Origin of the sequence: Enhygromyxa salina (assembly GCF_000737335.2) — a bacterium.
Taxonomy (GTDB): domain Bacteria; phylum Myxococcota_A; class Polyangia; order Nannocystales; family Nannocystaceae; genus Plesiocystis; species Plesiocystis salina_C.
Genome location: NZ_JMCC02000144.1, coordinates 1 through 19,112, shown reverse-complemented (window position 1 = coordinate 19,112; position 19,112 = coordinate 1). Strand labels below are relative to the sequence as shown.

The following is a 19,112-nucleotide window of genomic DNA, read 5'->3' as shown; positions in this document are numbered from 1 at the left end:
CGGTGAGTGGTTTCGCTCCGAGGGACCCTCGGAGCCCGCCGGGCTGCCCGCCGTCCCCCCCGCCGTCCCCCCCCCACTCTCCAAACCACGCCCACGACCCCCACCCAACACGAACCCCCGCTCATTAAAGTAAAACCCCCCCATGGATCTCTCCCCGATCTCCGCCCTAAACCCGCGCCTCGACCCCACCCTACAGTTACTGGTCCTCGAGCTCGACCACGGCAAGGCCAACGAGATCGGCACCGAACAACTAGTCGCCTTCGAAGCCCTGTGCACCCTGCTCGAGTCCGCGGATCTCCCCCAAGCGATCACCTGCCTATGCACGACCAGTCGCCGCGTCAGCAAGAGCGGCAAGCCGATCTTCATCGCCGGCGCCAACGTGACCGAGCGAGTCGAGTGGGATGACGCGCGCGTCAAGGCGCACGTGATCCGCCAGCGCAAGCTCATGCAGCGTCTGCGACGACTCCCCCTGTTCAACATCGCGCTCAGCAGCGGCGTCACGCTGGGTTGGGGCACCGAGTACATGCTCACCGCCGACTATTCGATCGCTACCCAAGCCGCCAGCTTCGCGCTCCCCGAGACCGGCCTCGGCATCGTCCCGGGCGCCCGCGGCACTGCAGAGCTGGCGAGCTTGGTCGGCCCCGCGCAGGCGCTTCGGCTTGGCTGCACTGGCGAGTCGATCGACGCGGCCGAGGCCGCGCGGATCGGCCTCGTGCAAGAGCTCGCCGCGGACGTCGACGCGGGCCTCACCCGGGTCGAAGAGCTCGCTCGGCAGCTGCGCCGTCGCTCGCCGCTCGCGCTCGCTAGCTACAAAGCCGCGCTGCTCGACGGCCTTGGGCGCTGTGAAGCCGAGCGCATCGATCTCGAAGAGGCGGCCTACGAACGGTGCGTGGATCTTGGCGAAGCTGCGATCGGTCGCGCGAGCTTTGCCGCGATTCGCGACGGCGAGACCCCCGCGTGGGGCAAGCACCGCCTGCGTTGATCCCGTTTGATCAGCGCGGTATCGCCAGTCGCACGATCCAACGGTCAAGTTGGATCCTCTAGCGCGCGGCCATCTCTGGCGGCCCTCTCGCGGGATCGGGTTTCGCGCCCCGTGACCGACGGGACGGGTATCGAGTCACGTCCGTCGTGGCGCGAAATGCCATGGAGGGGCACGCTTGTTCAAAGCGTCATCCTGATCACGAATACCAACACGAATTCGGTGCGAACCCGGAGCCCCCTACTTACAGGCTCATATTACTCTCAGGCTTTGGATCATGTGTCGTTCTTTCGACCAGTGCGGCCGCTCCGCCCGCTCACTGTACGCCCGCTCTACTAGCCATGAAATTTTATTGATGTAATAACGGTAAACCGAGACACCGCAGAACTCTCCCCTCATCGTCTGCTGTTTGCCGGCACTGTTGTGCCCCGCAATCTAGGTAGATACAGTTCAGCCGCGGCCAGCGCAGATTCGCGTCGATGACCGATATCCCGAAAAAAATCGCGGGGCGCTACCACATAAAGGAGCTCCTTGGGAAAGGGGGCTTCGGAGCGGTCTACCGCGCCGAGGACGAGCTCGAAGATCGTGAAGTCGCGCTCAAGGTCATTCGTTCGGATGGCGCCGCAGACCCGCGTGGAACCCGCTCGCGCTCGCTCGACGGGTCCTCGAGTCAGTCGTCTTCGAGGTCGCGGTTTGGCCGGTACAGCCGCGCGGGATCGCGGACCAACCGCAAGAACTTCACGTCCAACCCCTCGCCCGCGCCGTCGGACGACGTCACCGAGAGGTTCAAAGACGAGTTCCTGCTGCTGACGCGGCTGCACCATCCGAACCTCGCGACGGTCTACGAGTTCGGCCGCTGCGACGAGATCGACGGGGTCTACTTCACGCAGGAGCTGGTCGAGGGCGTGTACCTCAGCGAGTTCCTCGAGGCCAAGTCGCGCGAGCTGATCGTCGATGTGTTCGTCCAGCTCGCGCGGGCGCTCGACTACATCCACGCGCTCGGCATGGTCCACGAGGACATCAAGCCGACCAACGTGCTGGTCACCAACCACCACGGGCAGGCGCAGGCCAAGCTGATCGACTTTGGCCTCGCTCGGGTGCTGCGCAACGGGCCCGACGGCGAGGGCGGCGAAGAGGAAGGCAGCGATGACGTGCACGGGACGCCGGGGTTCTCGGCGCCAGAAAAGATCCGCGGCGAAAAGACCGACAGCCGGTCGGACATCTACTCGCTCGCGGCGACCATGTACGCGGCGATCCGGGGCAGCAAGCCGTTCCCCTCGCGCGACTTCGAAGAGGCCCTGCGCGCCCAAAAAGACTGGCGACCCGAGCTCGCGGGGGCGCTGCTCAAGCAGGCCGGTCCGGTCGTCGCCGAGCTGATCGGTCGGATGCTGAACCCCGATCCCGAGCGTCGCCCGCAGAGCGCCCGCAGCATCGTGCTCGAGCTGCTGCGGCGCGAGCCCTCGCACATTCGGGATCGCCAGGACAATCAAGAAGACCGGGCCGAGTTTGCCCGGGTGTTCGTCGAGCACCTGCCGTTCGCGGATCGCCAGAGCTACCTCGACCTGCTGCTGACGCGAGCGACCGACGTGCTGCTGCCCGAGCTCTCGGCCGAGAGCAGTCGGACCCAGGGCAAGAACCGGCTGATCCGCGCGGTCATCATCGAGGCCCCAGAGGGCATGGGCAAGAGCCGGCTGCTTGGCGAGCTGCGGCGCGAGATCCAGATCGGCGGTGGCCTGTTCGTCGAGAGCTCGTGCTGGACGACCGAGCGCACGGCGCTTGGGGCGTTTGGGCCGGTGGTCTTGCAGCTCGCGACCGCGCTCGGCGAGCGCTCGAAGGTCATCGCCGACTACGCCGAGCTGCTGCAGCTCGCTCGGGATCGCGGCACCGACGAGAGCGCCGCCGGTCGCCTGATGGAGTTTCTGATCGCGGCGTGTCGCGAGCGGCCCTACTGCCTGCACCTCTCGGAGCTGTCCAAGGGTCTGAGCGAGTTCGTGCGCTTCGAGCAGCTCGCCCGCGCGATCGACCACAACAGCGCCCCGCTGTTGCTGTGCGGCAGCTCGATCCCCCACACCAAGCTCGGACCGCTGCTGGCCACGCTCGCCCGCGACCAGCTCGCCGAGAACTGGAGCCTGCGCCCGTTCACGCGCCGCGAGATGCACTCCGTGCTGCAGGGCGTGCTCGGCGAGACCCCGGCGATCCGCGAGCTGGTCAAGGCGCTCGACAACCTCACCGGTGGCCACCCGCTGAGCTTCCGCGAGACCCTGCGCGTGCTGATCGAAGAGGGCATCTTGGCCCGCGACGCCGACGACTGGGTGTTTCGCTCGAACTCGCCGGCCGCCCAGAACCTGCACCAGACCTTGGCGCAGCGGTCCGAGGCCCGGCTCGACGCTCAGGGCGTCAGCGCGTGGGAGATCGCCAGCATCCTGTACCTGATCGAGGCGCCGATCGAAGAGACCCAGCTCGCGCAGCTGAGCGACCTTCGCAAGAGCCGGTTCCGTCGCGCGATCGACCGGCTCGAGGGCGAGGGCTTGATCGTCCGCAGCACGACCTCGGCGACCAGCCACATCACGCTCGCCCACGAGTCCGTGCGCGAGGCCGTGCGCCGCCGCTACGCCGACTCGCTCGACGAGACCCGGCTCGACCTCGCAACCCGCATCGATGACCTCGAGGTCATCGACAGCAACTTCGTGTTCTTGAAGGTCCGGCTGCTCGACGACGCCGCCGAGGGGCTCGAGGCTGTCGACGCCCTCGAAGAAGCCGCCGCTGGGTTGTTCGCCGTTGGTCAGGCCCAGCTCGGCGCCAGCGTGCTCGAGCGGCTGATCCGGCGGCTCCGCATGCACGGTGGCACCGCCGCGATCCCGCGCTTGCTCGAGGCCAAGCTGCTGCTGCTCAATCAAGGCAGCGGCGCCCTCGATGATCCCCGCCGCGAGATCGCCCACTACGAGGCTGGGATCCTGCTGTCCGAGTTGATGCGCGACTTCCGGGCGCAGTCGCTGTTTTGGCTGGGTCTGGCCGATCGCGCCACCGCCGAGGTCGACGACGACATGGAGCTGACCTTGTATCGGCTCTCGCGCGCAGCTTCGGCCGCCCAGCGGGCGCGGGATCGGGTGCTCGAGCTGCGGATCTCCAACCGCCGCGCCGAGGTCTTGCTCTCGGCTGGCGAGATCGAGCAGGCCGGATCCTACTCGCGCAAGGCCATGGAGATCCTCGACCTCGACGACGCCAACGACGTCGACGTCTGCCACATCATCGGCGTGCGCCTGCGCTGCCTGTCGCTGTCGGGTCAGCTCGGCGAGGCCCGCCGCCTGCACGAGATGGGCAAGCCTGTCGCGGCGCGGGTGCCCGTGGTCCAGCGCCAGAGCTACCTGTCTGGCATCGCGTTCTTGGCCGTGCTCGGTGGCGACCCCGACCGGGCGATCCCCGAGACCCTGCAGGCGATCGAGCAGGTCCGGGCCGCCAGGGTTCCACGCTTGTTGCACACGCCGCTGCACAACCTCGGTGATCTGTACCTGCGCGCCGGCCAGCTCGAGCCCGCCGCCGCGGCCTTCAACGAGGCGATCGACATCGCCGCGCTGTTTGGTCTGGACCACGCCGTGCACCTCAACCGCGGGTTCTTGGGCTACACGCTGGCGCGGCTCGGCAAGGTGGAAGAGGGCGCCGTGCAGCTGGCGACCGCGCGTCGCCGCATGCAGCAGAGCTCCGGGGATCAGGTCACCTTGCAGCAGCTACGCCTGCTCGACGCCGAGGTCGCCCACATCATGGGCCAGACCCCTCGGGCGCGGCGCGAGCTCGAAGAGATGCTCGCCGACTTCCACTCGACCAACGAGATCAGCTTCGTGCACTGGGCCCAAGACGCGCTCGCTCGGATCGAGCGGGACATTGGGACCAACTTCATCGAGTCGACCAACATCCCCGAGCCCGCGACGGCGCCCGACGAAGACACCGTCCGCACGCGCCCGATCGGTTAGTACCCCCACAGCCGCCTTCGCACTTCGGGGTCACTCGCTTCGCTCGCTCCCAGCGGGCCGTTTGTTCGCCAGCGCATGTGTGGCCCCCTAGAAGGGGGCTCGGGTGGCTTCGGCGGACGTTGGGTGGCTTCGGCGGACGTTGGGTGGCTTCGGCGGAGGTTGGGGGTGGCTTCGGCGGAGGGGGTGGCTTCGGCGGAGGTACCTGCTGAGCTGACGAGATCTGCTCTATCCGAGCTACAGCCCAGTCGCCGCCGAGATTTTTCGAGGGTTGCGGGAGAGTTCGTGCTCAAACAGAAGCAAGAGAGCTCGGATAGAGATCGAGCCGCCGCAGTGGAACAAGATCGAGTTGCGAAAGCGAGCTCGGTTCCGTACCCACAGGCTCGCTTCTCGAGTGCCTGGATTTCGCGTTGACGGCCTCGAGGTCAGGTCAGTTTCCGATGAGAATTCGAACCTGGAGTCGATAGGGAAGACCGCCCTCTCCGTTGACCAGGTGAGCCTTCAGTGTGTAAGTTCCGCCAGACAACTTGGTGTGGATCGCCTCAACTGACCGAGGGTGATGCTGCCCGTACCACCTGGAGTCGGAAATCGTCGAGAACATTGAAGGCCCTGTCAGTAGGAGATCGAGGTCACCATCATATGGTTCTGCATTTGTGATGATGCTGACGTACGCGGACGCTCCGCCTCCGGGAACCGTGAACTCGAAGTAGTCGACGTCACCTGGACACAGCCATAGGGAAAGATCGTCGAGTTCACTGATTGTCGCCGCAGTCCCCGGTGAGTCATTGTCCTCAGCAGGATCGTCACCGGGGTCCACGCCATCCATGGGGCAGGCAAGTACGCACGTGCTCGAACCCATATCACACGTATACCCGGTGGGGCAGTAACCCTCGCCTACATCGCAAGGGACACACTCACCAGCTATGCACTGAGCCAAGCCGGGGTGGTAGCAGTCCGAGTGTTCCTCGCACTCATCGTTGATCACAATGCCAGTTTCCTCCCCAGTTTCCTCCCCCGTTCCCGTTCCCGGCGGCGATGGGTATTGGCAACCTGTGAGAACGACGCTGAGGATCCAAAGATATGTATTATTGAGCCTATTCATCCGCCATTATCCTGTGTGCAACAACAGACCACACCGTTGACTGGAAACAGACCATCGTAGACAGATCCTCCGAACGGAATCGGCCAATCACAAATCTCTGTCGGGTCAACAGGATACGGAGTCACATTCAAACACGTCGAATTTTCCCCTAGCAATATTCGTCCGTAGCATTGGCTTCCCGTGATGTCCAGAGCTTCGGCGCATTGCTCGCCAATTGACGCGCAATATTCGCCGCACGTCTTGAAGCCATCATCGACACTGAGGCACGGTCCCGCCACGGGGGTGCAATAGCCTTGCACACAGTCACCGGAACCCGCCCGCGTGTCACATTGGTGATGACACTCTCCGCAGTTCTGCTCATCCCAGCCCAATACACGACACTCACCATCGCACCATTCCCAACCCTTCTCGCACTCGACCTCGGTTGTCGTCTCCGCGCTTGTTGGGTCTTCCCCAGTTGTCGTGGTAGTCGGAATGGAATCACCTGCATCATCCACTCCACCCGGCCCACACGCGACGAGGACGAGAGCCACCAGACAGCTTGCTCGAGTCATTGGTCGATCCCTCGGTTCGCGGCCGCGTCACTGATCCGACTCTGCTCCGTCATCGTCCCGAACTGCGTCTGAGCATCACTCTGGAACTCGGACCACCAGTCTGGGTCGCCAGCTTCAGGCCAATCACCGTCTAAAGTATACGACAAGCTCAAAAGCACGCCATCCATGGGGCAGGCAAGTACGCACGTGCTCGAACCCATATCACACGTATACCCGGTGGGGCAGTAACCCTCGCCTACATCGCAAGGGACACACTCACCAGCTATGCACTGAGCCAAGCCGGGGTGGTAGCAGTCCGAGTGTTCCTCGCACTCATCGTTGATCACAATGCCAGTTTCCTCCCCAGTTTCCTCCCCCGTTCCCGTTCCCGGCGGCGATGGGTATTGGCAACCTGTGAGAACGACGCTGAGGATCCAAAGATATGTATTATTGAGCCTATTCATCCGCCATTGTCCTGTGTGCAACAACAGACCACACCGTTGACCGGGAACAGACCATCGTAGACAGACCCTCCGAACGGGATCGGCCAATCACAAATCTCCGTCGTATCAAGAACGTATCCGGTCGTATTCAAACACGTCGAGTTTTCCCCTAGCAAAATCCGTCCGTAGCATTGATTTCCCGTGATGTCCAGAGCTTCGGCACATTGCTCGCCAATTGACGCGCAATACTCGCCGCACGTCTTGAAGCCATCATCGACGCTGAGGCATGGTCCCGCCAGGGGTGTGCAGTAACCTTGCACACAATCACCGGAACCCGCCCGCGTGTCACATTGGTGATGACACTCTCCGCAGTTCTGCTCATCCCAGCCCAATACACGACACTCACCATCGCACCATTCCCAACCCTTCTCGCACTCGACCTCGGCTGTCGTCTCCGCGCTTGTTGGGTCTTCCCCAGTTGTCGTGGTCGTCGGAATGGAATCGCCCACATCCTCCACTCCACCCGGCCCACATGCGACGAGGACGAGTGCCACCAGGCATTTCGTTCGCGTCATTGGTCGATCCCTCGGTTCGCGGCCTCGTCACTGATCCGGCTCTGCTCCGCCATCGTCCCAAACTGTGACTGAGCGTCACTCTGGAATTCCGACCACCAGTCTGGATCACCTGCTTCGGGCCAATCACTATCTAGAGTATAGGACAAGCCCAAGAGCTTCATCACGGTATCGATGCTGAGGGCTGGAGAGCCGCCCAGAAGATCCCAAAGGAAGAAACCCCAGTCGAGTTCGATGGCCATGCTACTACAGTTGCAGTCGGTCCACACGCCCAGATCGCACACACACTCCGGGCAGGGTTCCGCATCCATCATCGTGCAGGAGTCCGTGGTTTTGAATTGCAGGAGACTGTCATACGTGCCCGTGCTGTTCGTGTAAGTGTCGGTTGATTTGTTGGCGACGATTTCCCAGAGTTGAGGTCCTTGCTGGGCGAGGACACCAACGTCTGTCAACTCGTTCCACACGGACATCGCGTAGAAGTGCGCGAAGCCCTCGATGGCGGCCGCGGCTTGCCACTCCACCGAATCGCGGTCATGACCGAGCGTGGAGACCTCCTGGTCGCATGAGTTCGGCGCACAGTAGTTGAACAATGGAGCTATCTCCTGCCAGATTGGTAGGAGCGGCAGGAGCGTTTGAACGTGCCCGTACTCGTGCGCCATCGTGTATTTTCGGAGTTCAGCCTCCGCCCTGGTGTTGACGGTGGGTCGGTTCGAAATGGCGAGATTCGTGATGGCGGCTGGGATCTCGACCGCTTCGTTCCAGTGGGCACCATAGGCAGTGACCCCAGTCCAGTAGCTACGACGCCCCTCCGCGAAGGTCATCGCCCAGAGCATGGGGATCGCGGATCGATGGGTTTGGAGAAGCGGATCTGGAGCGTACTCGATGTCTGTAACTCCCAACTCCACAGTTAGCATCTCTGTGGAGGTGGGAAGCCTGCAATCATCAAACAGCGCGTCACACTCCAGCGCAACGATGTGGGCGCTTCCGACGGTCCACGAACCCAGTCGCGCGCAACCGTCCCCTCGGAAGTATCGAATATTTCGGTGCACCCGTCCTCGTCTAGCGGTTTCCAGCCCCACAGGACTCCCGCGGGCGATCGAACACGAACGAGCATCTCCCTCGCGGTGAACTCTTCGGGGGCGTCACGTCGGCCATATGCATCGTCGGCATCCACGCCTTCGGTCTCACCGAAATTTCCCAGTCGGGCTCCAATACGTCGTCCGAACCACCGAAGTCTCCCATGCCTTCGACGACAGCGGGCCTCGGAGAGCGTCCGTGTAACCGAACTCTCCGGCCAGCCAGACCCAGGTCACACAGACTCGGTGGTTCTCAGCCAGCGCTTGCCTGGGTAGCGCCAGCAGTGCGAACCCGCACGCGAGCACGACGGCATTAGTTTTCCCCATTCGTCATGGATATCACAGTACGGCCGTCGCAGGTAAACCGATGCTCCCGATCGCTAGCAGTGGGAATGTGTGAAAAGCGGCCCATTTTGGGCCAGTGAGCGAGTGCAGCGAGCGAGGGACGGACTTCGGAGCCTACCTCGCGTGGGCGTAGCAACTCGGCGTGCGCACCGAGGGTGCGTGCTCAACCCGATCCGTTCCCTTGACAACTCAGCTTTGGGCACGCCTAGATGTTCGCGCAGGTTGGCGCGTGGGGCCAACCGTCGGCTAGCGACCGCATGCGGCTCGTCGGCCCCGTGCGTGATCGGTGATGCTGAAACGCGGGTTCACCTACGACGGCAGATCCCGCGGGGCGTGCGGGACATCGACCGAAGCGTCACTGCGGTGAGGACGGCGAGCGTTGAAGCTCGAGCACGGCTCGTCCGCTGCGACCTCCGTCAGTGACCGCCTGCTGTTGGGCGCCGACCCTGGTCAGCGCACACGCAGAGGTTGGCTCCGCTGAGGTCGACCCTCGCCAATCCTCGGGAGATTCCCGCGCGCTCACAGCATCGGCCGCCCCAGCCAAGTCGCTCCTGGTGGCGCCTGCTTCAGTCGTCATCGCGGGCCAGCGAAGGCCTGACGCTGCCGGTGACACATGCAACGGCGTGCAGCGACAGCCTGCCGACCATGTGGTCGGGTGCCACGTGGCGGTCGAGCCGCGCGTGTCGGCGGTGCGACGCTTGGCTTGCCAGCCAACAGGCAGGCGGAAGGAACCATCATGTTCATCAAACTCCAAGTACTACTCACGTTTTTCGCGACGCTCACTCCTACCAGTGGGCCTCCCGATCTGTGCGACGTCGTCTACACCGACACCGGGAGGCCGATTCTGTGTGAACCTCATCGCGACGGTGAGATCCGCGGGCTGCACTGGACCTCGGTCGATCTCTCGCGTCGTCTCATCACGATCGAGCGGTCGGAGTATCTCGGCGAGTTCACGACGCCGAAGCACGACAAGATCCGCACGGTGCCCATGACCAAGCGGCTCGCGTCGGTGCTCGGCACTCTCAAGCAAGACCAGCGGCCGCTGGTGTTCAGTCGTGGTGACGACGAACCGATCTCACCCCAGAACGGCCGCACCTGGCTCGGGCAGGCGCTCGACAAAGCGGAGCTGAGGCAGCACGGCCCGCACACCTTGCGACACACGTTCTGCAGCCACCTCGCCATGCACGGGGCTGCGGCGCGGGTGATCCAACAACTCGCCGGGCACGCGTCGCTGCTCACCACGCAGCGGTACATGCACCTGTCACCCGGCGCGAGCGAGGCGGCGATCGCCTTGCTCGAAAGCCCGCCACCACGGCGGGACAAAACTGGTCACCACGTTGGGAACCCCGGCGCCGGCGACATTCTGGAGACGGCTTCACGCGGTCCCCAGCACACCCCATAATTTCAATGACTTAGCCTCGGAACCCTCGGGACCGTTTGTCCGCGGGCGCATGTGTGGCCCCCTACGAAGGGGGCTCGGGTGGTTTCGGCGGATGTTGGGGTGGCTTTCCGCCGACGGGGGCGCTGGGGCCTGGCCTATTCGGCCTGGGTCCCGGCCCGGCCGACGCGACGCGCTAGCCACAGGCAGAGCAGCGCGTTGACGCCGAGCCATGCCCGGTCCCAGCCCGCCCCGCCGGGGATGCCCTCGAGCAGGGTTGGCAGCACGACCGCGCCGTGTAGCAGCAGGGCAGACCAACCCAGGCTCACGCCGGTCAGGAACCCGCGCAGCGACTTGCGTTGCAGCAGCAACAGGGTCAGCAGCACGGGCAGCAGGGCGGACAAGAACAGACCCGAGCCGATCCCGACGGTGGTGGTCACGGTGCCGAGCATGTACGCCGCTGGCATTGTCAGCGCCCCCGCGGCCAGCCCAACGCCGGCGACCAGGCCGACGCCCGTGGTGACTTGGCGACGCCTTAGGGTGCCGGTCATCGCCTGGGCGCCGAGGCCTGCGAAGCCGAGGCCGCCCAGCCCGAGCAGGCCCAGCAAGCCCGCGAACCCAAGCCGCTCGCCGCGGTAGCTCGACCGGGCTGCGATCGCGGCCGCCTCGGCGTCGATGATCCCGGCGCCGTATTCTTTGTCCCACTCCTTGTTGTTGGGATGCACGGCCGTCTGCTTGAGGATCCGCTCGACCTCCTTGGGGTTGTTCACGCCCTGCGCCACGATCAAGCCAGCGACCCCGGCCGCGTGTGGTGCAGCCATTGAAGTGCCCTGGAACCACATGTAGTCGTTGCGCGAGGGATCCCCAATCGCGATGGTGTTCTGCAGCACCCCGTCCGGGTGACCGTCGCGGTTCTTGTCGCTGCGGGTGTCGCCGCCGGGCGCCGAGATGTCGAGCTGCTTGCCCCAGTTGGAGTAGAAGCTGCGCTTGCCCTCGAAGTCCGTGGCCGCGACCGCGACCGAGCCTTCGTAGGCGGCCGGGTACGACACGCGCGAGCGCTGCTCGTTGCCCGCGGCGCAGATGACGGTCACGCCCTTGTCGTGGGCGTACTCGACGGCCTTGGCCATGACGCGCGACGGCAGGGGCCCGCCAAGGCTCATGTTGATCACGTCCGCGCCGTTGTCCGCGGCGTAGCGGATCGCGTTGGCGATGTCGGCGACCGAGCCGCCGCCGTTGGCGGCGAGCACCTTCAGCGGCATGATCTTGGCGCGGTGGGCGATGCCTGCCACGCCGACCTTGTTGTCCGTGGCCTGGGCGATCGTGCCGGTGACGTGGGTGCCGTGGGCGTGATCGTCGAGCCCGTCGGGCAGGCCGTTGGCGAAGCTCTTGCCGTGGACCATCTCGACGCCAGCCAGATCCGGCACGGCCTTGGCGTGGACGCCCTTGTAGTCGAGATCCTTGTACGCGACGCCCGTGTCGATGACCGCGACCGTCGCCGTGCGACCGCGGGTGTGCATCCACGCTTCTGGGGTGTTGATCGCGTCGAGGTGCCACTGCAGCGGGTACATCGGGTCGTTGGGCGCGAACCGAGGGCGGCTGGGTTTGTTGATCTCGGCGTCGTCGCCGGTCTGCCCGTCTGCGTCCAGGGTGCTCCACCCGCCGAGCGCGGCGCTGGGCAGCGAGTAGGTCACGTCCGCCTCCATGCCCTCGATCAGCGGATCACCCGCGCGCTCGCGCTGCAGCGCGGCGAGCTGCTCCGGGGTGCCATACACCCGCCACAGGTGCTCGGTCTCCGAGTAGAACCCGGCCGGCTCCGCGCGCAGCCCGAGCGAGCGCACCAGCTGCTCGAGCTCGGCCTCGGAGCCGCCCTCGCCGTCCTCGGGCTCGACGAGGTCGAGCAGCAGCTGCCGGCCGTCCTGACCCTCGGCGAGCTCCTGCTCGATGGTTGTCTGCTCGATCTGCTCCGCGCTCACCCCGGTGTCCTCTTCCGCGTGCTGCCAAGCGAGCAGACAGCTGAGCCCAAACAGCGCGGATGCAGCGAGGGCGAGGCGAGGCGAGTGAACGGAGTTGTTGTTTTGCATGAGCGTTTCGCCCGCCAGGCACGGGCCGCGGAATTATAGGGGTCCTACGCCGCTGGTGCACGGCTTAATCAGGCGCGGCTCAGGCCTGTGCCCGGTGCGGACCCGCTCACATCAAGATCCCGCGCGCGTCCTGCTTGGGCGCCTCTGGCAGGTTCGCGTCGCCCAGGCGCTGACGCAGGTTGATCTCGATCGTCTTCGACAGCGCCGACAGCGGCAGCGACGGCCAGAAGGTGGTGAAGGGATCCTCGAGCACCCGACCGACCTCGTTGATCAGCGCGAAGCTCAGGCACACCAAGATCGTCAGCGGGATCGCGATCCAGTCATTGCTGATCTGCCCGACCAAGCCGAGCGGCAGCAAGATCCCGTAGGCCATGATCAGTCGATCCGCGATGAACCCGTAGCTGCGCGGGAACGGGGTGTCTTGGATCCGCTCGCAACCACCTTGGATGTCCAGTAGCGCGCGGATCGTGGCGTCGAAAGACTGCAGGCGCAGCGCGTCGAGCCGGCCGGCGTCGCTCTCGGCGACCAGCAGGCGCATCTGCGTGTGCAGCAACGCGTGGGTTGGGTTGGACTCCGCGACCGTCCGCTCCGCCTCTTTGCTGGGCAAGAACGCGGCGAAGTCGGCGTCATCTGCAAGCGACTCGCTGCGGAGCAGCACCCGCAGCGCGTGGACATAGGCGACGTGTCGGCGGATCACGGAACGCTGCAGCTCGCTGGGGACCGGTGGCTGCTGCTCGGCGCCGTGCTCGGGGTTGGGCAGGTAGCTCAGGACTTGGGTGCACAGGTGACGCGACGTGTTGATCATCCGACCCCACAGCTTGCGACCCTCCCACCAACGACCGTAGGCCGAGTTGGTCCGAAAGCTGACGAAGATCCCGATCGCCCCGCCAACCACCGCAACCGGCGCAATTGGCAAGAAGATGTGGTGCGCGTGGGCTGCGAAGAAGTGCTCGAACGTGACGATCAGGGTGGACGCGAGCGCGACCAACAAAGACGCTTTCCACTGCCAGCGCAGCAGGCCCCACATCGATCCTCGAAAGTCGACGAACATGGAGGCTCGGGTTTATACCGGCGTTCCCCGAGCATGAAGAAAGACCCCGCAGAGTGGCTCTGCGGGGTCTTGGGGGTGCCCAGGGACGGAATCGAACCGCCGACACGGGGATTTTCAGTCCCCTGCTCTACCGACTGAGCTACCTGGGCGCTCGGCTGAGGGGGCGTAGGGTTACTCTGTTGGCGAACACCCGTCAAGCATCCAGCCAGTCCGCGTGGGCGGCCAGCTCCAGCCCGGCGTGGAGGGTTGACTCACAGGCGCGACAATCGCGCGCAGTTCGACCCGGGGATGGGCCCCTGCGGCCAGCGAGCCGACCGGGCGTCACCGACCGCGTCACCGATCGATGAAGGTGTTCACATTATCGAGCCACCCCGGGGTTGAATCTGTGAACAAACGGCGGACCCAGGCGCGAGCCAATTGATATATTCACCCGCGACGCAAAGATGCGTCGAGCGCCGACGTGTTGGCGTCTAGACCCCCATCGATCGGTCTGGGTCCGCCAGCACGGATCGCTGTAGTCGCCAGATCTCGAGCCATTTTCGGGGCATTGGTGACGAACGGTGACGAACGGTGACGAACGGTGACATCGGTTCGCGTCGGTGATCCTCGCGTGACAGTGGGGTCAATGACCGTCACGGGGTCGAGGGTCCATATTGAGATCGCGTCGAGGTTCACGTTCCATGCTGTTGCGATTACCAGACCCCGCGACTCGAGCCGTGTCAGCGGCCATCCCCCGCCCGGAGCCCGCGGCCACCCCTCGGGATGGCCTCGTGGCAGCGCTCGAGCCCGGCCCAGAGCCCGGCCCAGAGCCCGGGAGTGGCGACCACGACAGCGCCGCCGATCGGCCCGAGAACGAGCGCGAGCTCGCCGTCCAGTTTGTCGGCGCGTTCGAGGGCTGGAGCCTGATCACCGTCGCTTGCGACCACCGCCCGTTCTGGCTGCTGACGGAGGTTGCGGGCGTGCTCGGTGTCGAGGAGCCCAGGCGACTGGTGGACGCATTGGCCGAGCGCTGGGCGCAGTCGTGCCCGCCCAACACGACCGTCGTGCTCAACGCTGGCGATCGCCGGGACCTGCTCGACAAGCTCGACCGCGCCCACGTGGTCTTGGCCCAGGAAGATCACCGCAAGCCGATCATGTTGCTCGGCCCGGTCGCGGTCGACGAGCTGTGTGCGTGCTTTGACAGCGCGGTTGCCAGGCGGCTGCGGGCGCACTTGCGGGACCAGATCGTCCCCGAATTTCACGCCTGGGATCGCGCGACGCGGGCGCTCGAGCAGCCGATCCTCTCGGTCGACGCCGCCACGATCGCCGGCAACCGACTCGAGTTCGAGCGTCGCTGCTTCGAGGCCGCCGTGCTCGAGCGACTACTCGACCGCCTCGAACAACCCGGCTTCGTCGACCCAGAGCGACTCGCAGCCCACCGCGTCGTGGCCAGCGAGCTCGCGCTTGGCGGGGTGCTCGAGGACTACCAGGAAGTCCTCGCGCACGGGTGGTTGACGCCCACCCAGATCGCCGAGCGCTGGTCCGGGATGACGGCCATGCGGGTTGGCACGCTGATCGCCAACCTCGGCCTCAAGGGCAGCCGCGCGCACTCGCGTGCGTTCCTCAACAAGGCGCGCGGCCACGACCGCACGGTGATCAGCCACGTCTACAGCCCGGCCGCGGTCGGTCTGATCGAACGCGAGCTCTCGGGTCGAGGCCACCGCCGCTGCGCCCAGCTCGACGAGCTCGATGAGCTCGACCTCACAGGATCGGTGACTTAGATGACCAACAAAGACAAGACTCGCGTGCGCTTCTTCGTGGATGGGGACGAGCAGGCCAACAAGATCACCGCGCTGCTCGAGGCGCTTGGCTACGAAGCGGTCCGCGAGATCGACCACGACTCGCCGCAGTCGCGGCTGCGTTGGGCGGTCACGCGACTCGCCGCTTCGGCCCACCTGACCGAGCGCGAAGTCTCGATCCTCGATCGCGTGCTGCAAGGCAGCGGCAACACCGAGATCGGGGACGAGCTCGGGATCAGCAAGGCGACCGTCAAGTGGCACATGCACAACATCTTCACCAAGACCGGCGCCAAGACCCGCGAGGCGCTGCTGCGTGAGGCGCTGCAGCTCGGTGGCGTCGCCAGGCGAGACGCGCCAAGCAGCGACGTCCCAAGCGACGAGACCGGCTCCGACCCGGATCGAGACGCGGACTGAGGTTGCGGAGAAGGCACCGGTCGCGCTCGCCGGTTCGCGCGGCTACAAGCACCCCCCTCATGGTCAGCGAGCCCCCGGTCCCGTCCCGTCGCCCGACCTCTCGCGAGCTGTTTGGCAAGCTCCTCGCCGACGACTACGCGTGGATGCGAGACCGCGACGACCCCGAGGTGCGAGCTCACCTCGAGGCCGAGCGCGCCCACGCCGAGGCGGTGCTCGACATGCGCACCGGGGATCTTCGTGCCCGCCTGTATCGCGAGCTGCGGGGCCGCATCAAGGAGGACGAGCGCTCGGTCCCGACCAAGGATGGCCCGTGGCTCTACTACTCGCGCACCGAGCAAGGCGACGAGTATCCGCGGCACTGTCGGCGCCCGCACGCGCGCGACGAGGCGTCCGAGCAGGTCTATCTAAATGAGAACCTGCTGGCCGAGGCCCACGACTACTTCGATCTCGCCGCCCTCGCGATCAGCCCCTCGCATCGACTGTGCGCGTACATCGTCGACCTCGACGGCGACGAGATCTACACGCTGCGGATCAAGAACCTGGCCACCGAGGAGCTGCTCGAAGACACGCTGGTGGGCTGCGGGCGCGCGCTTGGCTGGGGCAACGACGACGTGTTGTTCTACACCCGCCTCGATCCCGCGCATCGGCCCTGGCAGGTCTGGCGCCATCAGATTGGCAGCGACCAGGCAAACGACGTCTGCGTGCACGAGGAGCGCGATCCCAAATTTTTTGTGTCGGTGTACCGCACGCGATCGGACGCGTTCGTGGCCATGAGCATCGACTCGCAGGTCACCTCCGAGATGTGGCTGATCCCCACGGCGACCCCGACCGCGCCGGCCCAGCTGGTCGCGGCCCGGCGCGAGGGGGTCGAGTATGGCCTCGCGCATCGGGGGGATCAGCTGTTCGTGCTGAGCAACGACGGCGCGCGCAACTTTGCGATCGAGCTGCGCGCCCTGCCCGGCCACGAAGGCGAGACGCGGGTCCTGGTTCAGCATCGCGACGACGTGTTGCTCGAGGACATGGACGTGTTCGCCGGGCACCTCGTGATCTGGGAGCGCCACGACGGCCTGCAGCGGGTCCGCGTGGTGCCGCTCGATCCCATGCCCGCGCGGGCCGGAGACGACAGCGCGCTCGCGCCGGGCGAGCACTTGATCGAGTTTCCTGATCCGGCCTACTCGGTGTGGGGCGACTCGAACCCCGAGTTCGAGACCACCACGCTGCGCTTCGGCTACACCTCGCTGACCACCCCCGCGTCGATCTACGACTACGATCTACGCACCCGCGACCGAACCCTGCGCAAGCGTGAAGAGGTGGTTGGGGGCCACGACCCGGCGCACTACCGCAGCGCGAGGATCTGGACCCAGGCGAGCGACGGCGCGCGCGTGCCGATCTCGCTGGTCTGGCGGGCACAGTCCCAGTCACAGCCCCAGTCAACCGACGCGTCCCGATCGCCGCGGCCGACCGTGCTCGAGGGCTACGGCGCCTACGGCCTGACCATGGATCCCAGCTTCTCGAGCGCGCGCCTGAGCTTGCTGGATCGCGGCGTGATCTGGGCGATGGCGCACGTGCGCGGCGGCGGCGAGCTTGGCCGTAGCTGGTACGACACCGGCAAGCTCGCGGCCAAGCACAACAGCTTCGACGACTTCGTTGCCTGCGCCGAGCACCTGATCCACGAGCGCTGGACCACGCCAGCCCAGTTGGTCGCGACAGGAGGCAGCGCCGGAGGTCTGTTGGTCGGCGCCGTCGCCAACGCCCGACCCGAGCTGTTCACGGCGATCGTCGCCGACGTACCGTTCGTGGACGTGCTGAACACCATGCTGGATCCAAGCTTGCCGCTGAGCCTGGTCGAGCGCGACGAGTGGGGCGACCCAACCTCGGCCGAAGGCTTCGCCTGGATCCACGCCTACGCGCCCTACGAGAACGTGCGCGCGCAGGCGTACCCGGCCATGTTCGTGCTCGCCGGCTGGAACGATCCGCGCGTCGGCTATTGGGAGTCTGCCAAGTGGGTGGCGCGGCTACGCGATCGCAAGACCGACGACCACCAGATCCTCTTGTGGACCAACATGGACGCTGGCCACGCGGGTCCCTCGGGCCGGTTCGAGTACCTGCACGAGCTCGCGCTCGAGTATGCGTTCTTGATCGACCACCTCGGGCTCCCAAACGCAGCTGATCCGCGAGTTGCGTAGGGTCCCAGCCAGACCAACGCGCCGCGCCCAACTAGCCCGTCCAAATTAGCCCGCCCAATTAACCTGCCAAGTGGAGGCGCCCGTGGGGGTAAAAGGAGTACGATTCGCCCGTGCCGACCTGCCCAGGCTGCAGCGCGCTGATCGACGGAGACGCCGTCGAATGCTGGCATTGTGGGAGCAGCATCAGCATGGCGGTGGGGGCCGACACCGCGAGCGGGGCACCCACGCTCGCGGCCAGCGAAGTCGACGGCACGACCCGCCCGTTTCGCGGGCCTTCGATGATCGGCCGCGACGTGATCGGGCAGTATGTGATCCGTCGCAAGCTGGGCGAGGGCGGCATGGGCGAGGTCTACCTCGCGGATCAGCCGGCGATCGGTCGCCAGGTTGCGATCAAGATCGTCCACGCGCAGACCCGCGGCAGCGACCTAGACGATCACATCGAGCGGTTTCGCAACGAGGCCAAGGCGGCGGCCAGCCTCGAGAGCCCGCACATCGTCCAGATCTTCAACTGGGGCGAGCTCGACGATGGCACCTTGTTCATGGCGATGGAGTATCTGAGCGGGCCAACCCTGGGGCAGGTGGTCCGCGAGGCAGGCTCCCTGGAACCCGAGCGGGTCGTGGCGATCGCCACGCAGATCTGTGCGGCGCTGACCGAAGCCCACGGCGCGGGCGTCGTGCATCGGGATCTCAAGCCCTCCAACATCATGCTGATCGAGCGTGGCGACACGCCGGGCCCGACCTTCGCCAAGGTGCTCGACTTCGGGATCGCCAAGCTCGAGGGCTCGGACATCACCCGCAGCGGGGCGATGTTTGGCACGCCGCAGTACATGTCACCCGAGCAGCTGCGGGCCGAGCCCCTCGACGGTCGCAGTGATCTCTACTCGCTCGGTGTCATGCTCTACGAGCTGTTGGCGGGGGTGCTGCCGTTCTCGTCGCCAACCGCGGTTGGCTACGTGACGGCGCACCTGCACGAGCAGCCGCCGCCCCTGCCTCGGCATGTCCCGCGGGCGCTGGGCGAGGTCGTGACGATGATGCTGGCCAAGCAGGCCGACGACCGCCCGCCAACTGCGGCGGCGGTCGCCGACGCGCTCACGGCCGCGCTGAAGGGGCGCTCGCCCATCGCCGTCCGCCGTCGGGCCCGGCAACGCGCGCTGCGGACCGCGCTGTGGCTGACGCTCGCGCTCGTCAGCGCGAGCGCGCTCGGCTATG

11 protein-coding genes and 1 tRNA gene are annotated in these 19,112 nt (G+C 65.8%); 7 read left to right on the top strand and 5 right to left on the bottom strand.

Annotated elements, in window-relative coordinates; translation table 11 throughout:
* Positions 1-142 precede the first annotated feature (142 nt).
* Positions 143-982 (top strand): enoyl-CoA hydratase/isomerase family protein, encoded by an 840-nt coding sequence (locus DB30_RS37010; protein WP_052558143.1) that lies wholly within the window; start codon positions 143-145, stop codon positions 980-982.
* 476 nt (positions 983-1,458) lie between these two features.
* The gene (locus DB30_RS37005) at positions 1,459-4,947 is read left to right on the top strand and encodes a serine/threonine-protein kinase (protein WP_052558141.1); all 3,489 of its coding nucleotides are present in this window, start codon (positions 1,459-1,461) and stop codon (positions 4,945-4,947) included.
* A gap of 427 nt (positions 4,948-5,374) precedes the next feature.
* Here DB30_RS37005 and DB30_RS41955 read toward each other — a convergent pair whose 3' ends face one another.
* Positions 5,375-6,046, bottom strand: coding sequence for a hypothetical protein (locus tag DB30_RS41955; protein ID WP_205633149.1), 672 nt, complete (start codon positions 6,044-6,046; stop codon positions 5,375-5,377).
* A gap of 1,547 nt (positions 6,047-7,593) precedes the next feature.
* Positions 7,594-8,415: a hypothetical protein gene (locus DB30_RS36995; RefSeq protein ID WP_146662318.1), complete on the bottom strand. Its 822-nt coding sequence runs from the start codon at positions 8,413-8,415 to the stop codon at positions 7,594-7,596.
* A 1,255-nt stretch (positions 8,416-9,670) separates the two neighbouring features.
* Here DB30_RS36995 and DB30_RS36990 point away from each other — a divergent pair.
* Positions 9,671-10,417 (top strand): tyrosine-type recombinase/integrase, encoded by a 747-nt coding sequence (locus tag DB30_RS36990; protein WP_240480414.1) that lies wholly within the window; start codon positions 9,671-9,673, stop codon positions 10,415-10,417.
* A gap of 134 nt (positions 10,418-10,551) precedes the next feature.
* On the opposite strand, the gene DB30_RS36985 is transcribed toward DB30_RS36990, so the two are convergent.
* From DB30_RS36985 to DB30_RS36975, 3 genes are all read right to left on the bottom strand, one after another.
* Positions 10,552-12,474: a S8 family serine peptidase gene (locus DB30_RS36985; RefSeq protein ID WP_052558135.1), complete on the bottom strand. Its 1,923-nt coding sequence runs from the start codon at positions 12,472-12,474 to the stop codon at positions 10,552-10,554.
* 106 nt (positions 12,475-12,580) lie between these two features.
* The gene (locus DB30_RS36980) at positions 12,581-13,525 is read right to left on the bottom strand and encodes a bestrophin family protein (RefSeq protein WP_052558133.1); all 945 of its coding nucleotides are present in this window, start codon (positions 13,523-13,525) and stop codon (positions 12,581-12,583) included.
* Between the two features lie 76 nt (positions 13,526-13,601).
* Positions 13,602-13,674 (bottom strand) — tRNA-Phe (locus DB30_RS36975).
* A gap of 621 nt (positions 13,675-14,295) precedes the next feature.
* Here DB30_RS36975 and DB30_RS36970 point away from each other — a divergent pair.
* The 4 genes from DB30_RS36970 to DB30_RS36955 form a co-directional block, all read left to right on the top strand.
* Positions 14,296-15,285, top strand: a complete 990-nt coding sequence (locus DB30_RS36970) for a hypothetical protein (RefSeq protein ID WP_165704118.1) — start codon at positions 14,296-14,298, stop codon at positions 15,283-15,285.
* Positions 15,286-15,717 carry a response regulator transcription factor gene (locus DB30_RS36965; protein WP_146662312.1) on the top strand — a complete coding sequence of 144 codons (432 nt, stop codon included), beginning with the start codon at positions 15,286-15,288 and terminating at the stop codon, positions 15,715-15,717. It abuts the gene before it with no gap.
* Between the two features lie 59 nt (positions 15,718-15,776).
* A complete protein-coding gene (locus tag DB30_RS36960; RefSeq protein WP_052558129.1) occupies positions 15,777-17,903 on the top strand; it encodes a S9 family peptidase in 2,127 nt (708 codons plus the stop codon).
* Positions 17,904-18,013: 110 nt separating this feature from the next.
* On the top strand, positions 18,014-19,112 hold a 1,099-nt coding region (locus tag DB30_RS36955; protein WP_146662310.1), incomplete at its 3' end, for a serine/threonine-protein kinase.

Excerpts from the sequence above, each read along its gene's own strand:
- DB30_RS37010 (WP_052558143.1), top strand. The coding sequence starts at position 143 with ATGGATCTCTCCCCGATCTCCGCCCTAAACCCGCGCCTCGACCCCACC.
- DB30_RS37005 (WP_052558141.1), top strand. The coding sequence starts at position 1,459 with ATGACCGATATCCCGAAAAAAATCGCGGGGCGCTACCACATAAAGGAG.
- DB30_RS41955 (WP_205633149.1), bottom strand. The coding sequence starts at position 6,046 with ATGAATAGGCTCAATAATACATATCTTTGGATCCTCAGCGTCGTTCTC.
- DB30_RS36995 (WP_146662318.1), bottom strand. The coding sequence starts at position 8,415 with ATGACCTTCGCGGAGGGGCGTCGTAGCTACTGGACTGGGGTCACTGCC.
- DB30_RS36985 (WP_052558135.1), bottom strand. The coding sequence starts at position 12,474 with ATGCAAAACAACAACTCCGTTCACTCGCCTCGCCTCGCCCTCGCTGCA.
- DB30_RS36980 (WP_052558133.1), bottom strand. The coding sequence starts at position 13,525 with ATGTTCGTCGACTTTCGAGGATCGATGTGGGGCCTGCTGCGCTGGCAG.
- DB30_RS36965 (WP_146662312.1), top strand. The coding sequence starts at position 15,286 with ATGACCAACAAAGACAAGACTCGCGTGCGCTTCTTCGTGGATGGGGAC.
- DB30_RS36960 (WP_052558129.1), top strand. The coding sequence starts at position 15,777 with ATGGTCAGCGAGCCCCCGGTCCCGTCCCGTCGCCCGACCTCTCGCGAG.